Consider the following 18,932-nt stretch of genomic DNA (forward strand, 5'->3'; position numbering starts at 1 on the left):
TAATTTATAAGCTAATCTAAATCAATTATTCAAAATCTGAATCGGAAACACCTTCATTAACAGATACATTGTTAATTTTAAAAGTAAGCACCTGTGGCCCTGCAGACTGCATAATGGTAAACGGAAACTTGATTCCATCTACTTCTTGGTAGTCGTCATAGCGCACGGTAGTTGCAACTTTTTGTCCATTCATTTCTACCGTAGTAACTTCCTTAACTTTTAAACCGGTTGCCTTGTCGTAGAAAGCTTCTTGGCCTTCTGCCAGTGCAACAACATACGCAGAATTTCCATCTACATCTTCAAGGCGTTCTAGCTTCGCATTTTTAGCATCTAGCTCTGCAAACGGAACTGCCTGAAGCTTCGCAGCTTTGTTTTGTTCATCGTCATAGTCCATGCGTTGGCCTTGACCAGACATATATCCTTTTTCACCATCAAAAACTACTTTCTGAAGCGGGTTACCGCCCATAGAAACTACAATTGAAGATTGATGTTTAGCAGTTTTCACCATCTCAAGACCTAATTGCATACCCTGCATTTCGGCTCCAGCCTCCATTTTAAGGGTTTTTACGGCTTCAAGTGCTTTCCGACCACCAACGGCGTTAATGTATTTATCAATAACTGTTTCGGCTGTTACACCAGGATCTAATGCTGTGTCATAGCTTGGTTCTGATGTAGGGTTTGCATATTTATCAAAATAAGCTACAGGAATTTTTCTTCCTGCTGGACTTTTTAAGTTTTTAAGACCTTCTAACACTTCAGAGCCTTTACCCACTACCACAATACGAAGATTATTGGGCTTGTAGTACTTTTTGGCAACGCGCTGCACATCGGCCGCAGTTACTGCGTTTATTTTTTTAAGGTATCCTGAGTAAAAGTCTTTAGAAAGGTTTTGGGTAAAAACTTCCAAAGCTAATTGTGCAATAGTCGAAGGACGCTCTAAGGCCAAAACAAAATCACCAACATACTTTGCTTTCGCATTTGCTAACTGCTGCGGAGTTACCTTATTATCGCGGATATAGCGGATTTCCTTTAAGGTTTCAACAACGGCGCTATCAGTAACCGCATTACGAACACTTGTTGTGGCTATAAAGCGTGTTATATCTTTATCAGCACCCGTACTAGAGCGCGCTCCATACGTCCAGCCATTGGCCTCTCGCAGGTTCATGTTCAATAAACTGTTAAACCCACCACCAAGTATTTTATTAGCAATAAGCACTGCAGGGTAATCTGGGTCGTCCATTTTAAGGTTTACCAAGTTCTCAACTGCAATCTCACTTTGTACGGCATTTGGCATATCAATAAAGTTAACCTGAGTGTACTGTACATCCTGAGGTGTGCTATACGAAACAGTTGGAACAGTGCTTTGTTTCCAATCGCTTAAGTATTGACGAACCAAGGCCTCAACCTCACTTTTATTTACATCACCTACTACCGCCAAATACGCGTTTTTCGGATTGAAATAATCGTCATAATATGCTCTAACATCATTAATGGTAAGTTTTTCAACCTTTTCGATAGTAGTAAACTCTCCTTTAGGATGGTTTTTTCCGTAAATCAATGCCGAACGTACGTTTTTTGCTGCCGCTGACACATTTTTTTCTTGAGACTTAAGCGCATCAATCAGCTTATCTTTTTCTTTATTGAATTCCTCTTGTGTAAATAATGGGTTTTTTATAGCATCTGCCATAAGCTCCATAATTCGAGGGAAATATTCAGAAAGTGCGCTGGCGTTGGCTCTTTCTGCACCAAAAGATATAGAGGCTCCAAGGTAGTCTACTTCTTCATTAAAATCGTCTTTGGTTATACTGGTAGTACCATTGCCCATCATTGCCGAAAGTATGCTTTCTACTCCTGCTTTTTCACCTGCGGCATGAATTGGGTTATCAATTATTAACTGCAAGCGCACGGCAGGAAGGGTATGGTCTTCAACCACCAATACTTTTAAACCGTTTGTTAAGTCAAAAGTTCCCGGTTGGGTAACATTAATTGAAGGTGCAGGACCTGGTTTAGGCTGCTTGCTTCGGTCTATCTGCGCCACTGCGAGCGTAGATATAAAAATACTTGCTATAAATAGGTATATGTGTTTTTTCATCTTAAAATGATTCAAAGGTTTTTATTGATCTGTTTTTGGCAAATATTCTAAATATAAGCTCTGGTTTTTGTTGAGGTATTTTTTAGCCATATTGCGTATTTCCTCACGGCTAATACTTTTATAAATATCCAGTTCCTTATTAATAAGACCCGTATCTCCGTAGAACGTATAATAATTGGCCAATGAATTTGCAATACCGGCAACCGTAGAATTAGCCGTTACAAAGTTGTTTTTATAAATATTCTGAAGCTTTTCGTACTCACGCTCCGTAATAAGCTCAGATTGAAGCTTGGTAATTTCCTCAGTAATCTCTGCATCCAATGTTTCCAATGGAGTGTCATTAAGTGGAATGGCCAAGGTAACATACGTACCGTAGTCTTCCTGACCTAAGTTTATAGCTTGCACTTGCAGCGCCATTTTCTTTTCATCTACCAATTTCTTGTATAAGCGTGAACTTTTTCCATCACTTAATAAAGTAGAGATCATGTCCAGTACATACGCATCGCGTTCTTTCATGGAAGGTGTACGGTATGCCTGTAGCAACATAGGAAGCTGAATATTTGGATCGTAAAATTTAGCTTTTATTCGCTCGGTTATTGGGTCTTCCTTTATATTAGGCTGAACTACAGGCGCACCTTTTGGGATTGGACCAAAATAATCCTGAATCATTTTCTTAGTCTTTGGCTTGTCTATATCGCCAGCTACAACGAGAACCGCATTGTTAGGTACATAGAATTTTTTATTGAATGCCTTAAACTCATCCAGCGTTGCAGCATCTAGGTCTTCCATTTCACCAATAGTCGTCCAACGGTAAGGGTGTTTTTTAAACATATTTTCCTTAACCGCTTTTAGCAGATTACCATAAGGCTGGTTATCAACTCTAAGGCGCTTTTCTTCTTTTACCACCTCGTTTTGGGTATCTACGCCAATTTGGTTGATGATTGGGTGCAACATACGTTCACTTTCCATCCAAAGACCCAGCTCTAAGCTATTTGAAGGAAACACTTCGTAATAATAGGTACGGTCGTCGGTTGTATTTGCATTGTTGCTCCCTCCGTTAGAAGAAACGATTTCAAACCATTGGCCGCGACCAATATTTTCAGTACCCTCAAATAATAAATGTTCAAAAAAGTGAGCAAAGCCAGAACGGCCTTCAGTTTCATTTTTTGCACCCACGTGATACATAACCGAAGTTACGGCCACAGGGGCTGTTTTGTCTTGATATAGAATAACATGTAGGCCGTTGTCCAAGTTGTATTCTTCAAAATCAACTTGTTGTGCCCTAGCGCCCGCTATTAGCATAAAGGCGAACAAAACGGTAAGGAGTGTTTTTTTCATTGTTTTAGTTTTCTTATTAAGTTATAACCTACAAAATTATAAAAAATTAAGGGTTTTTTGGTTGATTTATATCATTTTAAAAGCGGTTATGAGTAGGGGAAAGAAACCAGTAGTGTATTTAACCATCTGAGATTTAATTCAGTACTTTGAATGGTACACCAAGAACTCACAATTTTATAGTTGTTAAAGTTAACAAAACACACACAGTCAAAATCATAAAAATGTTGTAACTTTTATGTGCAAAAATTCACTGTTATGGCTAAAATTTATTCGAAGTACGGAATAGGAATTGCAATATTCTTAATTGCATACTTTCTACTATCAAAGCTAATTGGGCTTCATCAGTATTTTAGTTTAAGCGCAATCAATGGCCTTATTTACGGGGCTGGTCTATATTTTGCACTTACGAAATATGCCTCAGACGAAAATAACTTTAAATATGAAAAAGGATTTGAGGTCGGCTTACTTTCTGGTGGCTTAGCTTCCATTTTATTTACAATTTTTATGGCCGTTTATATGTATCAGATAGATACTGGCTTTACTGCGGCATTAATGAAACAATGGAACCTTCAATATGAATTGGGCACCTTTATGCTGATTTTATCAATTTTAATAATGGGTTTTGCAACTACGCTTGTACTGACTTTGGCCTTTATGCAATTACTCAAAAAATCGTGGAACACCCGTGATGGCAATCGAAATACTTTTAATTAAGAAGGCCAAGATTTTCACCGAGACAGACGACGCCTCAGGCACGTAATTAACTTAACTATTTTAGGGCATATGCCCATTGGTCTCAAATGTTCAGTGCCAGACACTTCAATCTAAAAGAACATGGTAAAAATATTAGATAAAAACGCTTTGTCATCTCCTTTTTTAAAATTATATTTGCAGCCCCCTACACAAACCTTGTTATCAGTCTATTGACGAAAGCCTCGGTAAACGTAAGGGAAATCTAAGTTTAACTAATTTTATAAACGATTCGCTATGTACGCAATTGTAGAGATAGCAGGGCAGCAAGTAAAAGTTGCGAAAGACCAAAAGGTTTTTGTAAATCGTTTGCCAGTTGAAGAAGGAAAAGCAGTGTCTTTTGACAATGTACTTCTTATTGGTGAAGGAGACAATATTACCATTGGCGCCCCGGCTATAAACGGCGCTCAAATAGGAGCAAAAGTCGTAAAGCACCTTAAAGGTGACAAAGTTATAGTTTTCAAAAAGAAACGCCGTAAAGGTTACCGTGTTAAAAAAGGACACCGTCAGGCACTTTCTGAAATTGTAATTGAAAGCATTGTAGCCTCTGGTGCTACACCTGCTAAAAAGGAAGAGGCTAAAAAAGCCGCTCCTAAAAAAGAAACTAAAGCTGCTGCTCCAAAAGCAAAAGCGCCTGCTAAGAAAGCCGCAAAAGCCGATGATCTTAAAAAGATTGAAGGCGTTGGACCAAAAGCTGCAGAAGCTATGGTTGCTGCCGGATTGGATACATTTGCAAAAGTAGCTAAGGCAAAGCCTGAAGCTATTGCAACTATTCTTTCTGAAGCAAGCTCACGCTTAGCACATTTAGTTACTGAAACTTGGCCAAAGCAAGCACAATTAGCGGCTGATGGCAAGTGGGACGAACTAACAGAATTGCAAGACAGATTAGATGGTGGGGTTGAAAAATAATCCTACTGAAGTATAATATTTAAAACCGAAACAAAATGGCTCACAAAAAAGGAGTTGGTAGTTCCAAAAACGGTCGCGAATCAGAATCGAAACGTCTAGGCGTTAAGATTTATGGAGGGCAGGCCGCTATTGCCGGAAATATCATTGTAAGACAAAGAGGTAATACGCATCACCCAGGTGAAAACGTATATGGTGGTAAAGATCACACCTTACACGCACAAGTGGACGGAGTGGTTAAATTCACCAAAAAGAGAGACAACAAGAGCTACGTTTCAATCGTTCCAAACGCTGAAGCATAGTTAACCATCTTGTTTAAGATTATAAAAAGCCTTTGCAGTTTTGCAAAGGCTTTTTTATTTTAATCTTTTCGGGTTCAGGGTGTTTTGACAATTAACTTATTTTCCATATTGATGCTTGTAGATCATAAAGAACTAAACCTCCAAATTCATCAAACAAAAAACCTCCACAAATATTGCAGAGGTTTTAATCTATATAAAATCGAATTGCTTATCCTTTTAAACTAGCATTTAAGTATTCGCGATTCATACGTGCAATACTCTCTAACGATATACCTTTTGGGCACTCAATTTCACAAGCTCCCGTATTGGTACAGTTTCCAAATCCTTCTTTATCCATTTGGGCAACCATGTCTAAAACGCGTTCTGTAGCCTCTACCTTTCCTTGTGGCAATAGCGCAAACTGGCTAACCTTAGCCGAGGTAAACAGCATTGCACTAGCGTTTTTACAAGCTGCTACACAAGCGCCACAACCAATACAGGTTGCCGCGTTAAACGATTCGTCTGCATCGTGCTTGTTCACCGGAATTGAATTTGCATCAATAGTATTACCAGAGGTATTAACCGAGACATATCCACCCGCTTGTTGAATTCGTTCAAAAGAAGTTCTATCAACAACCAAATCCTTAATTACAGGAAATGCTTTTGCGCGGAAAGGTTCAATTACAATTGTATCGCCATCGTTAAACATACGCATATGCAACTGACAGGTTGTTACCAAACGATCCGGCCCGTGAGGCTCACCATTGATTTGCAGCGAACAGGATCCGCAGATTCCTTCACGGCAATCGTGATCAAATACTACCGGCTCATCACCTTTATTAATTAAATCTTCATTAAGAACGTCCAGCATCTCAAGGAAAGACATATCGCCCTCAATCCCATCAATAGGATAGGTTTTTAATGATCCTTTTGCTTTATTATTTTTCTGTCTCCAGATTTTTAGTGTTAACTTCATAATAGTTAAAAGTTAATTGTTATTTTTTTGGGTTACGCAGTTAATGCGTTACTCAGTTATTTTGGCTTTGGAAATATTAATTAAATCCATTTAAAATGAACTTTCTACCATTTCTATAAAATTGCGCGTTTTCGGCATGTTAAAAACGCCCAAAGCCTTCTGCAATATTATTTCCTACTCATCTTGACGACCTTCTTACCTGCCATGTTCAATCAAACTTCTTGAAGGAAGGGAAGGTCGGAATAATTTCATCTTGTACAAAAACTTGAAGCTTCTTGCTTTTTTCAATAAACCAATTCTTCAAATGGCTCTGAGTTACCCCTAACAACTATATTAATAACCTAATAATTATTATTTGTAGCTTCTAGATTTCACCTCAATATTTTCATATTCCAAGTTCTCTTTATGGAGAATTCCCTCTGCCGGATCTCCGGTGTATTCCCAAGCGGCAACGTACATAAAGTTTTCGTCGTCGCGCAGGGCTTCACCTTCATCGGTTTGATATTCTTCGCGGAAGTGGCCACCACAAGATTCGTTTCTGTGTAGGGCATCTTTCGCAAACAATTCACCCAATTCAAGGAAATCTGCTACGCGCATCGCTTTTTCAAGCTCAGCATTCATTTCATTCATTTCTCCTGGAACTCTAACCTCATTCCAAAACTCTTCACGCAAAGCTCTAATATCAGTCATTGCCGAAGCAAGATCTTTCGCATTACGCGCCATTCCACACTTATTCCACATAATGAGGCCTAGTTTTTTATGGAAATGATCTACGGAATGTGTTCCTTTATTGTTTATTAACCTTTCAAGTTGCTCGCGAACCTTGTTTTCAGCTTCTTCAAACTCCTTGGTATCGGTTGGTATTTCGCCAGTTTTAATATCCTTTGCTAAGTAATCACCAATAGTATATGGCAATACAAAATACCCATCTGCCAAACCTTGCATTAATGCCGAAGCGCCCAATCTGTTTGCCCCGTGATCGCTAAAATTAGCTTCTCCAGTAACGTAACAGCCGGGAATTGTAGATTGTAGGTTGTAATCTACCCAAAGTCCGCCCATAGTATAGTGAACCGCTGGGTAAATCATCATCGGGCTTTCATACGGGTTTTCATCTACAATTTTTTCATACATCTGGAATAGGTTACCATACTTATTCTCAATAACCTCTTTCCCTAGTTTTGTAACTTCTTCTTTAGAAGGATTATGGTTTCCGTGCATTGCTGCCTGTTCCTTTCCGTAGCGTTCTATTGCCGAAGCAAAATCTAAGAACACCGCCTGTCCTGTTTTATTTACACCAAAACCGGCATCACATCGTTCTTTTGCGGCACGTGAAGCCACATCGCGCGGCACCAAGTTACCAAAAGATGGATATCTTCTTTCTAGGTAATAATCTCTTTCTTCAGCCGAAAGGTCGTTTGCTTTTTTCTTTCCTTCGCGGATTGCAATTGCATCTTCCTTTTTCTTTGGAACCCAGATTCTACCGTCGTTTCTCAAAGACTCAGACATCAAGGTAAGTTTACTTTGATGATCGCCTGAAACGGGAATACAAGTTGGGTGAATTTGCGTATAGCATGGGTTTGCGAAATACGCTCCTCTTTTATGTGCTTTCCAAGCTGCGGTAGCATTACTGCCCATTGCATTGGTAGATAAAAAGAATACATTTCCGTAACCTCCCGAAGCAATTACCACGGCGTGGGCCGAGTGCCTCTCGATCTCGCCAGTAACCAAATCGCGAGCAATAATCCCTCTTGCTTTTCCGTCAACCAATACTACATCAAGCATTTCATGGCGGTTATAAGCTGTTATCTTCCCGCGGTTTATCTGTCTGTTCATTGCCGAATAAGCTCCCAAAAGCAATTGCTGCCCGGTTTGCCCTTTGGCGTAAAAAGTTCGCGATACCAGCACACCTCCAAAAGATCGGTTATCTAACAATCCACCATATTCGCGCGCAAAGGGAACTCCCTGAGCCACACATTGGTCAATTATATTTGCTGAAACCTCAGCAAGGCGATACACATTTCCTTCGCGAGAGCGGTAATCACCTCCTTTTACCGTATCGTAAAAAAGACGGTAGTTTGAATCGCCATCACCTTGATAGTTTTTTGCTGCGTTAATACCTCCTTGTGCGGCAATTGAGTGTGCACGACGCGGAGAGTCTTGATAGCAGAATGTTTTTACGTTGTAGCCAAGTTCGGCTAAGGTTGCGGCGGCACTTCCACCAGCTAGCCCAGTTCCTACCATGATAACATCAATGTTTCGTTTATTGGCAGGGTTAACGAGGTTTATATCGTTTTTATGTTTTGTCCACTTATCTGCTAAGGGTCCTTTTGGGATTTTTGAATCTAATACTGACATAGCGTTACCTTTAGTGGTGATTATTGATTAAAATGTAAATAAAGCGCAATGAAAATAAATCCTAAAGGAATAAATATTGCGTAAAATTTCGTGAATCCTCTTAAGCCTTTCGAGTATTTATTGTTCCAGCCCATACTTTGGAAAGAGGAAGAAAAGCCATGCCACAGGTGAAGCGCCAACAACACAAAAGCCAAGCAGTACAAACCGGTACGCACAGGGCTTTCAAATTTTTGGACTAGGTCTGGATAATATCGTGTAGCATCTAAGGGATGGCTCTCAACGTATTTATGAACGATTTCTGGGAACCAGAAATCATAAAAGTGAAGCCCCAAAAACGCTAGAATAACAGCGCCGCTTATAATCATGTTACGCGAAGCCCAAGTTGAGTTGTTATTTCCTTTAAAAGATTTGTAGCTAACTTCCCTAGCGCCACGGTTTCTAATTTCTAAAATTAGCCCCATAATAAAATGGAAGACTACACCAAAAATCAGAATTGGCTGCGCAATAAACTGCACTGCGAAGTTATGCCCCATAAAATGGGATAGACTGTTAAAGGTCTCAGGGTCTATGACCGAAGTAATGTTAATGGTAAAATGTTGCGCCAAGAACAAAACAAGAAACAAGCCCGAAAGTGCCATCGCTACTTTTCGAGCAATAGAAGAAGATAATATTGCCATTATGGTTTTATTTCAAGAATAGTTATACAAAAATACACTTCAAACCGCTTGTTACCAAACATTCTTAAAAGTTTGAACCCTATTTAGAATTGATATAAACATGTCTTTTATTCGTATTCGAATTTAGAACTTAAAAACCAGAGCACTCCTTAACAACTTCTACAAGGTGATGAAAAAGACAAAACCCACTACACAAAAAGAAAAGTGCGTTTTGAACTAAACACTACCCACGTTGAATTCTAAATACATAATTTTGCGTCTTGGTACGTTTTAGAATCACTTTGCAATCGCGCCTTGAAAGGTTTTTAAAATCAATCGAGTTCATTAATAAAACAAGATAATCATGACCTTAAGCTATAAAAACAATGATGTTTATTACGAAACCTTTGGAAAAGGGCCAGCGCTCGTGCTTTTACACGGATTTCTGGAAAGCTCGGTTATGTGGAAAAAGCTAATCCCAGCATTATCCCAGAATAATCTTGTAATTACGCTGGATTTCCCCGGTCATGGAAAAAGTGATGTAATTGCTGAAATACATTCCATGGAATTGATGGCCGAAGTAGTTAATGAGCTGCTGGAACATCTTCAAATTCCATCGGCGACGTTGATTGGCCATTCAATGGGTGGCTATATAACCATGGCTTTTGCCGAATTGTTTCCCGAAAAAATTGAACGCTTAATTCTTCTGAATTCAACTCCCGCAGCAGATTCCGAAGAACGAAAAGAAAACCGTAATCGGGCCCTCAAAGTAATCGAAAGCAACAAAAATGCCTTTATAAGTATGGCAATCACCAACCTCTTTGCCGAAGCTTCTCATCAAAAATTTGCCGCGGAAATAGCTGCCTTAAAAAAGGAAGCCTATTGCTTTCCTTTAGCGGGCGTAAAAGCGGCTGTTAAAGGAATGCGCGATAGAAAGGACCGAACTGAAGTTCTAAAAAATTTCGAAAAGGCCAAATATTCTGTTTTATCAGAAAAAGATCCGCTTTTAGAAATTGAAGGAACTAAAAATCGCGCCGAAGCCTGCAATGCCAATGTAATTACAATTGATGGCGGCCATCATAGCACCTACGAAAACCACAGCGCAGTTTTAAAAACTTTGGAAGGCATATTAAAACCTTAGCCCATAGAACAATCTGCTATTCGTCGTTTTTCATTGGGTTCCATCCACGGGCTATCAGAGGTATTTTTGTTCCGGCACGGCTTATTAAGTGCATCCCTTCATTCTTATGGGTCATATGGCCTATGACGGTTAGATGCGGATTACCCTTTAGTTTAGGATAATCTTCTGTGCTAATCGTAAAAAGCAGTTCGTAATCTTCACCTCCACTTAGCGCAATCGTGGTGCTATCTAGATCAAATTCTTCACAAACGGAAATGACCTGCGGATCTAACGGGATTTTTTCCTCAAAGAGATTACACCCTACATTAGAGCTTTTACAAATGTGAATAATTTCTGAAGACAAGCCATCACTAATATCTATCATAGCGGTAGGCTTAACCTCTAATTCTTCCAACAATTTTGAAATATCCTTTCTCGCTTCAGGCTTTAATTGCCGCTCCACCAAATAGGAATAAGGCTCTAAATCTGGCTGTGAATTCGGATTCACCTTAAAAACCTCTTTTTCGCGCTCCAAAACCTGAAGCCCCATATATGCTGCACCCAGATCTCCGGTAACCACCAACAAATCATTTTCTTTAGCACCGCTTCTATATACCGCATTGTCCTTTTCAACAGCACCAATGGCAGTAATACTCAGCAATAAACCCGTTGTGGATGAAGTAGTATCCCCACCTACTACATCAACATTATACATTTTTGCTGCAGTTTCAATCCCAGCGTAAAGCTCCTCCAAGGCTTCAACAGGGAATCGGTTAGATACAGCAATGGATACCGTTATTTGGGTGGGCTGCGCATTCATGGCAAAAACATCTGATAGGTTTACCACCACTGCCTTATACCCCAAGTGTTTTAAAGGCATATAACTTAAGTCGAAATGAACGCCTTCCAAAAGCAAGTCTGTAGTAACTATAATTTCCTTTTCGGAATCGCCGGCAATTACCGCGGCATCATCACCAATCCCTTTTATAGTAGAATTCTGTTTAATCTTAAAGTTTTTGGTAAGGTGGTCAATGAGTCCAAATTCACCAAGCGACCCAATTCCCGTACTGGCATTGTCTTTATTTTCGAACATTTTGTTTTGTTATCTGATTTTGGCAAAAATACGCTTTCAATTGCAATCAAAAAAAGTCTGACGCCTTTCATTTTTCCACTGCTTTTCACTGGTTTGCAATCAAATGTTATGTATTCCTTAAAACTATCGCATCATAGTTTTAAAAACTCACTTTAATATGGTTAAACGTTCTATTTGATGTATATTTGCGTCTAATTTAGAATTAATCTATATATGATTAAGGTAAGCGAAAACGCTAAAATAAAAATAGGGCAATTAATGGCCGAGGAAGGCTTTGACATGGCTAAGGATTTAGTCCGCGTTGGGGTCAAAAGTGGCGGGTGCTCTGGCCTTAGTTATGAGTTAAAATTTGACCATACGATAGGCGAAAACGATAAACTTTTTGAAGAAAACGATGTGAAAATCGCAATAGACAAAAAGAGCTTTTTGTATCTGGCAGGAACGATTCTGGAATACAGCGGCGGCCTTAACGGAAAGGGCTTTATTTTTCAAAACCCCAATGCCAATCGCACCTGTGGCTGTGGCGAATCTTTTTCGTTGTAAGGCCTAGCCCCAAAGTGGGAACTGATTATAAAATTTTGACAAGTTTTATTAACAGTTAATTAAATTGAGTAAACAAACAGCAGGATTTATAACACACCTGCAAAAAAGCGAATTTAAAAGAAGTAAATTCAAATAAGTTCACATTTTAACCTTGAATTTTGAACCTTAAATCTTGAATTAAGAATTATGAAGTACACCGAGGACGATTTAAAAAAAGAATTAGAAACCAAAGAATATGAGTATGGTTTCTACACCGATATAGAGTCTGATACATTTCCCAACGGATTGAATGAAGACATAGTACGAGCCATTTCTAAAAAGAAAGAAGAACCAGAATGGATGACCGAGTGGCGTCTGGAAGCTTTCCGTTATTGGCAAACTATGGAGGAGCCAGAATGGGCAAACGTACATTACGAAAAACCAGATTTTCAGGCAATCTCCTATTATTCAGCGCCAAATAAGAAGCCAAAATATGACAGCCTTGACGAGGTAGATCCGGAGTTACTGGACACGTTTAATCGTCTGGGAATTTCTTTAGAGGAGCAAAAAAAGCTCGCCGGAGTTGCGGTAGATATTGTAATGGATTCCGTTTCTGTTGCTACTACCTTCCAAAAAAATCTAGCGGAAAAAGGAATTATATTCTGTCCTATTTCCGAAGCGATAAAAAAATATCCCGAACTGGTAAAAAAACATTTAGGAACCGTAGTGCCACCGCGCGACAACTTTTATGCAGCCTTAAACAGTGCTGTGTTTAGCGATGGATCTTTCTGCTACATTCCAAAAGGCGTACGCTGCCCAATGGAACTTTCTACTTATTTCCGAATCAATCAAGCGGGAACAGGTCAGTTTGAACGCACGCTTGTAGTGGCCGACGAAGGTAGTTATGTAAGTTATCTAGAAGGCTGTACAGCACCAAGTCGTGATGAAAACCAATTGCACGCTGCAGTTGTAGAATTAATTGCCTTGGATGACGCCGAAATAAAATACTCTACCGTGCAAAACTGGTTTCCTGGAAACAAAGAAGGAAAAGGTGGAGTTTACAATTTTGTAACGAAAAGAGGTATCTGCGAAAAGAACGCCAAAATTTCTTGGACGCAAGTAGAAACCGGGAGTGCCGTAACTTGGAAGTATCCAAGCTGTATTTTAAAAGGGGATAATTCTATTGGTGAATTTTACTCTATTGCAGTAACCAATAACTTCCAACAGGCAGACACGGGAACAAAAATGATCCATCTAGGTAAAAACACCACAAGTACTATTATTTCAAAAGGTATTTCTGCCGGAAAATCGCAAAACAGTTATCGCGGTCTCGTTCGAGTACTTCCAAATGCCATAAATGCAAGAAACTTCTCGCAATGTGACTCCTTATTAATGGGGAATAGCTGTGGTGCACACACATTTCCATATATAGAATCAAAGAATAGAACGGCTCAAATAGAACACGAGGCAACAACCAGTAAAATTGGAGAAGATCAAATTTTCTATTGCAACCAACGTGGTATTGACACCGAAAAAGCAATTGCTTTGATTGTAAATGGTTTTGGAAAAGAAGTTCTAAACAAGCTCCCTATGGAGTTCGCCATAGAGGCGCAAAAACTCTTAGAAATAAGCCTTGAAGGATCTGTAGGTTAAATCAAAACAATTTAAATTACACTATATAATTATGAAGAAAATCATTGTAATGCTATTGCTGTCGGCAGCGGTAATTTCTTGTAAGAATTCAGAAGAGAAAAAAGAAACAGATCAAACCACAACAGAAAGCACAGAAAACCTTCAAACCTATAAAGGAGATTTTATAGACACGGATGGCGCTGTTGTACTTTTAGGATCCAACTTTATTTACGGAGTAAACCAAAATGAAGTATCAAGCAATCTTTCAAAACAAGTAGCAGCAGTAAAAGAAAATGATTTTGATATGGTTGGTGTAACGGTGAAAGGGACAGTTTCCAAAAACACCAACACTGATAATGAGTGGGAAGAACTTATAACTATTAAAGAAATTGTGAAGGTGAATCAAAACCCTTCAGAAGTAGATATTAAATTAGAAGAATCAGCAAAGACAAATTAATATGTTAAAAATTAAAGATTTATATGCCGGATTAGATGGCAAAGACATACTGCAAGGCATTAACCTTGAAGTAAAAGCTGGAGAAGTCCACGCTATAATGGGGCCAAACGGTTCTGGAAAAAGCACCTTAGCTTCAGTAGTGGCGGGTAAAGAGGAGTATGACGTAACCCGAGGATATATCACCTTTGAAAACGAGGATATTTCTGAATTAGACCCAGAAGAAAGAGCGCATAAAGGACTTTTCCTTTCGTTTCAATATCCTGTTGAAATACCAGGAGTTTCGGTAACCAACTTTATAAAAACTGCCATAAACGAAACCCGAAAAGCAAAGAAGATGGATAATATGCCTGCTTCTGAAATGCTTAAAATGATAAAAGAAAAGGCAGATATGCTTGAAATTGACCGTAAGTTTCTTTCTAGATCACTAAACGAAGGATTTTCCGGAGGAGAGAAAAAACGAAACGAAATATTTCAATTGGCAATGATGGAGCCTAAGCTTGCCATCCTGGACGAAACAGATTCTGGTTTAGATATTGACGCGCTAAAAGTAGTAGCAAACGGTGTAAATAAGCTGAGAAGTGAAGATAACGCTATAGTAGTTATAACGCACTATCAACGCCTTTTAGATCATATTGTTCCAGATTACGTACACGTACTGATGAACGGGAAAATTGTAAAGTCGGGCACCAAGGAACTGGCTTATGAACTAGAGGAAAAAGGGTACGACTGGATTAAAGAGGAGTTAGTTTAAAATTAGTTTCTAGTTCCTGGCTCTTGGTTTCTGGTTGGTTTAAAAATCTATTTCTCTATGGCAACTATTGAAAAATTTGAAGATTTGGATATTTGGAAAGAAGCAAGACTTCTATCCAGAGAAATCATTCAACTTTCAAAAAATACCAAGCTAAAATCCGATTATAGATTAAAAGATCAAATAAAAGGCTCCTCTGGTTCCGTAATGGACAATATAGCCGAAGGATTTGAACGGGATGGAAATTTAGAGTTTAGACAATTTTTATCAATAGCAAAAGGTTCCGCCGGGGAGTCTCGCTCTCAACTATATAGAATATTTGACTCCGAGTATATTACAGAAGAAGAGTTATCCACTTTGGTTGAGAGGTATATGAGCCCAAGTAAAAGAATTGCAAATTTTATTATCTATTTAAACAAAAGTGACTTTAAAGGCAATAAGTTCAAATAACTTGAAACCTAAAAAAAGAAACTTGAAACAAGAAATTCATTATGAGTTTTAAAGACAAATTATTATCATCATATATTGCTTTAGAGGATTATTTGGAGTTTGATTCGCCGTTACACGATGTGCGGAACGACGCCATTAAAATCTTTGAAGAAAAAGGTTTTCCCACTAAAAAAGAGGAGGCGTGGAAATACACCTCACTCAATTCGGTGCTAAAGCCAGACTACAGTGTTTACTCCAACAAGGAAAACCATGTAGAGCTTCAGGATGTACGAAAGTACTTTCTGCACGAAATAGACACCTATAAACTGGTTTTTGTAGATGGGGTTTACAGCTCTTTTCTATCAGAAACCACGCACGACACCTTTGATGTGTGCTTGATGTCTGCCGCGCTAAACAAGAGCAAGTACAAACCTGTAATTGAAGCCTACTTTAACAAGGCGGCAAACAGCGATAGTTTAACTGCACTAAACACGGCTTTCACTAAAGAGGGTGCCTACATCCATATTCCCGCACACAAGGAAGTAGAAAAGCCTATTGAAATCATCAATTTTTCTACGGGAAATGAAGCTGCCATGTTCCTACAACCGCGAAATTTAATTGTCGTTGGAGAAAATGCGCATGTACAAATAATAGAACGTCATCAAAGCCTTTCCAGCAATGAGGTCCTTACCAATTCGGTTACCGAGATTTTTGCCGAAAAACGTGCTTATGTAGATTATTACAAGATTCAAAATGACGTTAAAACAGCGTCTCTTATTGACAATACTTATATAAGTCAGGAGCGCGACACCGTTTGCCGTGTACACACGTTTTCTTTCGGAGGAAAGCTAGTTAGAAACAACCTAAACTATTACCAACACGGTGTAAATTGCGATTCTACATTAAAAGGGATTACCATATTAGAAGGGAAACAACACGTAGATCACAACACTTTAGTACATCATATTTCGCCTAATTGCGAAAGCCACCAAGACTACAAAGGACTTTATGCTGAATCTTCTACTGGTGTTTTCAACGGGAAAATTGTAGTTGAAAAAGATGCCCAAAAAGTAGATGCATATCAGCAAAACGACAATATTCTAATTGACGATAAAGCTACGATAAATGCAAAACCACAATTAGAAATTTTTGCAGACGATGTTAAATGTTCGCACGGTTGTACTATAGGTCAATTTGACGATGAAGCACTATTCTACCTTCGCAGCCGTGGAATTGGAACAAAAGCAGCACGTGCTTTACTGATGTACGCCTTCGCAAATACCGTATTGGAAAGTGTGAAAATTCCTGAACTCAAAATGCGCATCAACAAACTTATAGCTAATAAAATAGGGGTTAGTATAGGCTTTGAGCATTAATTGAGAATAATTAAATAACCACGAATTCATTATTCTAGACCATATGTGAATTCGTGGTAATTCTACAATACTAATCCAAAGATTTTAAAAATGTCCATGGATATAAAAAAAATACGCAACGACTTCCCCATTCTTTCCCGAAAGGTAAATGGTTATCCGCTGGTGTATTTAGACAATGCCGCAACTTCACAGAAACCACAACAGGTTATTGATTGCATAGTAAATTATTACAGCAATTACAACGCTAATATCCACCGTGGCGTACATAGTCTTTCGCAAGAGGCAACAGATGCTTACGAGGCTTCAAGACATAAAATTCAAACCCATTTCAACGCTAAGGAAGCTTTTGAAATTATTTTTACCGCCGGCACAACTCACGGTATAAATTTGGTTGCGAGCGGATTTTCTGAAATTCTTCAAAAAGACGATGAAATCATCGTTTCTGCGATGGAACACCACAGCAATATTGTACCCTGGCAAATGCTTTGCGAAAAAACGGGCGCTATTCTAAAAGTGATTCCGATGAATGAAGAAGGCACTTTAATTATGGCAGATTATGAAAAATTGCTTTCAGAAAAAACCAAGCTTGTATTTGTAAACCATATTTCAAATGCACTAGGAACCATAAACCCAATTGCCGACATCATTAAAAAGGCACATAAAGTTAGTGCTGCAGTATTAATTGACGGTGCACAAGCATGTTCGCACGTAAAACCAGATCTTCAGCAATTAGATGTAGATTTTTACGTAACATCAGCCCATAAAATGTGTGGGCCAACCGGCGTGGGTATGCTATACATGAAAGAGGAATGGGGCAAAAAACTGCCACCCTACCAAGGTGGAGGCGAAATGATTGCCGAAGTAACTTTTGAAAAAACAACCTATGCAGATCTACCGCATAAATTTGAAGCGGGAACGCCAAATATCTGCGGCGGAATAGCTTTTGGCGAGGCAATTGACTATTTAAACAACATCGGTTTTAAGGAAATTGAAGCACACGAAAATAAGCTACTAGCATATGCCACGGAAAAACTTCTGGAGATAGAAGGTCTTAAAATCTATGGTACAGGCAATAAAACTTCGGTAGTATCCTTTAATATAGAAGGCATCCATCCATACGATATTGGAACAATTGTGGACAAAATGGGGATTGCTGTCCGCACGGGGCATCATTGCACGCAGCCTATTATGGACTTCTATAAAATACCAGGCACAGTTCGCGCTTCCTTTGCGTTTTATAACACACTAGAAGAAGTTGATGCCTTGGTAAATGCAGTAAAGAAAGCCAAAGTGATGCTTTCCTAAAACAAAAAAACTAAACCCAGCATGAAATTATTTGCAAGCCTATCTCTATTAATTTGCACCCTTATCTTTACCGGATGCGACGAAACGAAAAAAGTAATCGATGTTGCAGGAAACATTCAGCTAACAGGTAATTATACCGTTTCGGCTATTAATGGCGCGAAATTAACCAATACCAAAGCTCCAACGTTCTCACTTTCTGCTGCAGATAATTCATTTCGCGGTACGACGGGTTGCAACTCCGTATTTGGCGATTATACGCTAGACATGTACACGATCAATTTTGAAAACGTCGCTGTAAGTGAGAAATATTGTTCCGACAAAGGAATTATGAAAACCGAACGTAACTTTTTAGACGCACTAAACAACACGGGATCTTTCGCATTAGAGAATGGAACCTTGACCTTCTATTCCAAAGCAGACAGAAGTGTTTTATTAAGCGCAAAAAAAGACCTAAAAAACGAAAAGTAATTATGAGTATTGAAGAAATTCAGGAAGAATTGATAGATGAGTTTTCAATCTTTGATGATTGGATGCAACGCTACGAATACATGATAGACTTAGGAAAATCACTCCCACTAATTGATGAATCCTTAAAAAATGACGATAAGCTCATTAAGGGTTGCCAAAGTAAAGTGTGGCTTAATTCTGAATTAAAAGACGACAAAATCATCTTTACGGCAGATAGTGACGCAATAATCACCAAAGGTATTGTTGCAATATTGGTTCGCGTGTTTTCAAATCAGAAACCGCAAGCAATTCTTGATGCAAACACCGATTTTATTGACGAAATAGGATTGAAAGAACACCTTTCTCCTACACGTGCAAATGGATTGGTGTCTATGATAAAGCAAATGAAAATGTATGCCCTCGCATACCAAACACAAGTAAATAAATAG

The 18,932-nt window shown here is 38.8% G+C and carries 19 protein-coding genes; 13 read left to right on the top strand and 6 right to left on the bottom strand.

Going from position 1 to position 18,932, the window contains the following annotated elements:
* Window positions 1–25: 25 nt before the first annotated feature.
* A complete protein-coding gene (locus QPK98_RS02830) occupies window positions 26–2,092 on the bottom strand; it encodes a M16 family metallopeptidase (RefSeq protein ID WP_310991486.1) in 2,067 nt (688 codons plus the stop codon).
* A gap of 21 nt (window positions 2,093–2,113) precedes the next feature.
* Window positions 2,114–3,430, bottom strand: coding sequence for a M16 family metallopeptidase (locus QPK98_RS02835; RefSeq protein ID WP_310991487.1), 1,317 nt, complete (start codon window positions 3,428–3,430; stop codon window positions 2,114–2,116).
* A 255-nt stretch (window positions 3,431–3,685) separates the two neighbouring features.
* On the opposite strand from QPK98_RS02835, the gene QPK98_RS02840 reads away from it, so the two are divergent.
* The 3 genes from QPK98_RS02840 (at window position 3,686) to rpmA (ending at window position 5,388) form a co-directional block, all read left to right on the top strand.
* Window positions 3,686–4,144, top strand: a complete 459-nt coding sequence (locus QPK98_RS02840; protein WP_310991488.1) for a DUF4199 domain-containing protein — start codon at window positions 3,686–3,688, stop codon at window positions 4,142–4,144.
* A 273-nt stretch (window positions 4,145–4,417) separates the two neighbouring features.
* On the top strand, window positions 4,418–5,089 hold the full coding sequence (gene rplU / locus QPK98_RS02845) for a 50S ribosomal protein L21 (RefSeq protein ID WP_310991489.1): 672 nt from the start codon (window positions 4,418–4,420) through the stop codon (window positions 5,087–5,089).
* A gap of 35 nt (window positions 5,090–5,124) precedes the next feature.
* Entirely contained in the window at window positions 5,125–5,388 is a 264-nt protein-coding gene (rpmA, locus tag QPK98_RS02850; protein WP_310991490.1) for a 50S ribosomal protein L27, read from the top strand.
* Between the two features lie 208 nt (window positions 5,389–5,596).
* Here rpmA and QPK98_RS02855 read toward each other — a convergent pair whose 3' ends face one another.
* The 3 genes from QPK98_RS02855 to QPK98_RS02865 all read right to left on the bottom strand — a co-directional run bounded on the left by QPK98_RS02855 (window position 5,597) and on the right by QPK98_RS02865 (window position 9,375).
* The gene (locus QPK98_RS02855) at window positions 5,597–6,343 is read right to left on the bottom strand and encodes a succinate dehydrogenase/fumarate reductase iron-sulfur subunit (protein ID WP_310991491.1); all 747 of its coding nucleotides are present in this window, start codon (window positions 6,341–6,343) and stop codon (window positions 5,597–5,599) included.
* A gap of 351 nt (window positions 6,344–6,694) precedes the next feature.
* Window positions 6,695–8,698 carry a fumarate reductase/succinate dehydrogenase flavoprotein subunit gene (locus tag QPK98_RS02860; protein ID WP_310991492.1) on the bottom strand — a complete coding sequence of 668 codons (2,004 nt, stop codon included), beginning with the start codon at window positions 8,696–8,698 and terminating at the stop codon, window positions 6,695–6,697.
* 20 nt (window positions 8,699–8,718) lie between these two features.
* A complete protein-coding gene (locus tag QPK98_RS02865) occupies window positions 8,719–9,375 on the bottom strand; it encodes a succinate dehydrogenase cytochrome b subunit (RefSeq protein ID WP_310991493.1) in 657 nt (218 codons plus the stop codon).
* Between the two features lie 343 nt (window positions 9,376–9,718).
* Between QPK98_RS02865 and QPK98_RS02870 the strand changes: the two genes are divergently transcribed.
* Window positions 9,719–10,495 (top strand): alpha/beta fold hydrolase, encoded by a 777-nt coding sequence (locus QPK98_RS02870; RefSeq protein ID WP_310991494.1) that lies wholly within the window; start codon window positions 9,719–9,721, stop codon window positions 10,493–10,495.
* A 16-nt stretch (window positions 10,496–10,511) separates the two neighbouring features.
* On the opposite strand, the gene thiL is transcribed toward QPK98_RS02870, so the two are convergent.
* Complete coding sequence (gene thiL / locus QPK98_RS02875) at window positions 10,512–11,567, bottom strand: thiamine-phosphate kinase (protein WP_310991495.1); 1,056 nt, start codon at window positions 11,565–11,567, stop codon at window positions 10,512–10,514.
* Between the two features lie 213 nt (window positions 11,568–11,780).
* On the opposite strand from thiL, the gene QPK98_RS02880 reads away from it, so the two are divergent.
* The 9 genes from QPK98_RS02880 (at window position 11,781) to QPK98_RS02920 (ending at window position 18,932) form a co-directional block, all read left to right on the top strand.
* Window positions 11,781–12,110: a HesB/IscA family protein gene (locus QPK98_RS02880; RefSeq protein ID WP_310991496.1), complete on the top strand. Its 330-nt coding sequence runs from the start codon at window positions 11,781–11,783 to the stop codon at window positions 12,108–12,110.
* A 186-nt stretch (window positions 12,111–12,296) separates the two neighbouring features.
* A complete protein-coding gene (gene sufB / locus QPK98_RS02885) occupies window positions 12,297–13,742 on the top strand; it encodes a Fe-S cluster assembly protein SufB (RefSeq protein ID WP_310991497.1) in 1,446 nt (481 codons plus the stop codon).
* 31 nt (window positions 13,743–13,773) lie between these two features.
* Window positions 13,774–14,178, top strand: coding sequence for a hypothetical protein (locus QPK98_RS02890; RefSeq protein WP_310991498.1), 405 nt, complete (start codon window positions 13,774–13,776; stop codon window positions 14,176–14,178).
* 1 nt (window position 14,179) lies between these two features.
* Window positions 14,180–14,929 carry a Fe-S cluster assembly ATPase SufC gene (sufC, locus tag QPK98_RS02895; protein WP_310991499.1) on the top strand — a complete coding sequence of 250 codons (750 nt, stop codon included), beginning with the start codon at window positions 14,180–14,182 and terminating at the stop codon, window positions 14,927–14,929.
* Between the two features lie 57 nt (window positions 14,930–14,986).
* On the top strand, window positions 14,987–15,376 hold the full coding sequence (locus QPK98_RS02900; RefSeq protein WP_310991500.1) for a four helix bundle protein: 390 nt from the start codon (window positions 14,987–14,989) through the stop codon (window positions 15,374–15,376).
* A 41-nt stretch (window positions 15,377–15,417) separates the two neighbouring features.
* Entirely contained in the window at window positions 15,418–16,731 is a 1,314-nt protein-coding gene (gene sufD / locus QPK98_RS02905; protein WP_310991501.1) for a Fe-S cluster assembly protein SufD, read from the top strand.
* Window positions 16,732–16,821: 90 nt separating this feature from the next.
* On the top strand, window positions 16,822–18,036 hold the full coding sequence (locus QPK98_RS02910) for an aminotransferase class V-fold PLP-dependent enzyme (RefSeq protein ID WP_310991502.1): 1,215 nt from the start codon (window positions 16,822–16,824) through the stop codon (window positions 18,034–18,036).
* A 21-nt stretch (window positions 18,037–18,057) separates the two neighbouring features.
* A complete protein-coding gene (locus tag QPK98_RS02915; RefSeq protein WP_310991503.1) occupies window positions 18,058–18,504 on the top strand; it encodes an META domain-containing protein in 447 nt (148 codons plus the stop codon).
* A 2-nt stretch (window positions 18,505–18,506) separates the two neighbouring features.
* Complete coding sequence (locus QPK98_RS02920) at window positions 18,507–18,932, top strand: SufE family protein (protein WP_310991504.1); 426 nt, start codon at window positions 18,507–18,509, stop codon at window positions 18,930–18,932.

This window comes from Aequorivita marina (assembly GCF_031631895.2).
Classification (GTDB): domain Bacteria; phylum Bacteroidota; class Bacteroidia; order Flavobacteriales; family Flavobacteriaceae; genus Aequorivita; species Aequorivita marina.

Coding starts and splice junctions, on each gene's coding strand:
- QPK98_RS02860 (WP_310991492.1), bottom strand. CDS start 8,698: ATGTCAGTATTAGATTCAAAAATCCCAAAAGGACCCTTAGCAGATAAG.
- rpmA (WP_310991490.1), top strand. CDS start 5,125: ATGGCTCACAAAAAAGGAGTTGGTAGTTCCAAAAACGGTCGCGAATCA.
- QPK98_RS02890 (WP_310991498.1), top strand. CDS start 13,774: ATGAAGAAAATCATTGTAATGCTATTGCTGTCGGCAGCGGTAATTTCT.
- sufC (WP_310991499.1), top strand. CDS start 14,180: ATGTTAAAAATTAAAGATTTATATGCCGGATTAGATGGCAAAGACATA.
- sufD (WP_310991501.1), top strand. CDS start 15,418: ATGAGTTTTAAAGACAAATTATTATCATCATATATTGCTTTAGAGGAT.
- QPK98_RS02870 (WP_310991494.1), top strand. CDS start 9,719: ATGACCTTAAGCTATAAAAACAATGATGTTTATTACGAAACCTTTGGA.
- rplU (WP_310991489.1), top strand. CDS start 4,418: ATGTACGCAATTGTAGAGATAGCAGGGCAGCAAGTAAAAGTTGCGAAA.
- sufB (WP_310991497.1), top strand. CDS start 12,297: ATGAAGTACACCGAGGACGATTTAAAAAAAGAATTAGAAACCAAAGAA.
- QPK98_RS02880 (WP_310991496.1), top strand. CDS start 11,781: ATGATTAAGGTAAGCGAAAACGCTAAAATAAAAATAGGGCAATTAATG.
- QPK98_RS02920 (WP_310991504.1), top strand. CDS start 18,507: ATGAGTATTGAAGAAATTCAGGAAGAATTGATAGATGAGTTTTCAATC.
- QPK98_RS02855 (WP_310991491.1), bottom strand. CDS start 6,343: ATGAAGTTAACACTAAAAATCTGGAGACAGAAAAATAATAAAGCAAAA.
- QPK98_RS02900 (WP_310991500.1), top strand. CDS start 14,987: ATGGCAACTATTGAAAAATTTGAAGATTTGGATATTTGGAAAGAAGCA.
- QPK98_RS02910 (WP_310991502.1), top strand. CDS start 16,822: ATGTCCATGGATATAAAAAAAATACGCAACGACTTCCCCATTCTTTCC.
- QPK98_RS02915 (WP_310991503.1), top strand. CDS start 18,058: ATGAAATTATTTGCAAGCCTATCTCTATTAATTTGCACCCTTATCTTT.
- QPK98_RS02830 (WP_310991486.1), bottom strand. CDS start 2,092: ATGAAAAAACACATATACCTATTTATAGCAAGTATTTTTATATCTACG.
- QPK98_RS02865 (WP_310991493.1), bottom strand. CDS start 9,375: ATGGCAATATTATCTTCTTCTATTGCTCGAAAAGTAGCGATGGCACTT.
- QPK98_RS02835 (WP_310991487.1), bottom strand. CDS start 3,430: ATGAAAAAAACACTCCTTACCGTTTTGTTCGCCTTTATGCTAATAGCG.
- thiL (WP_310991495.1), bottom strand. CDS start 11,567: ATGTTCGAAAATAAAGACAATGCCAGTACGGGAATTGGGTCGCTTGGT.
- QPK98_RS02840 (WP_310991488.1), top strand. CDS start 3,686: ATGGCTAAAATTTATTCGAAGTACGGAATAGGAATTGCAATATTCTTA.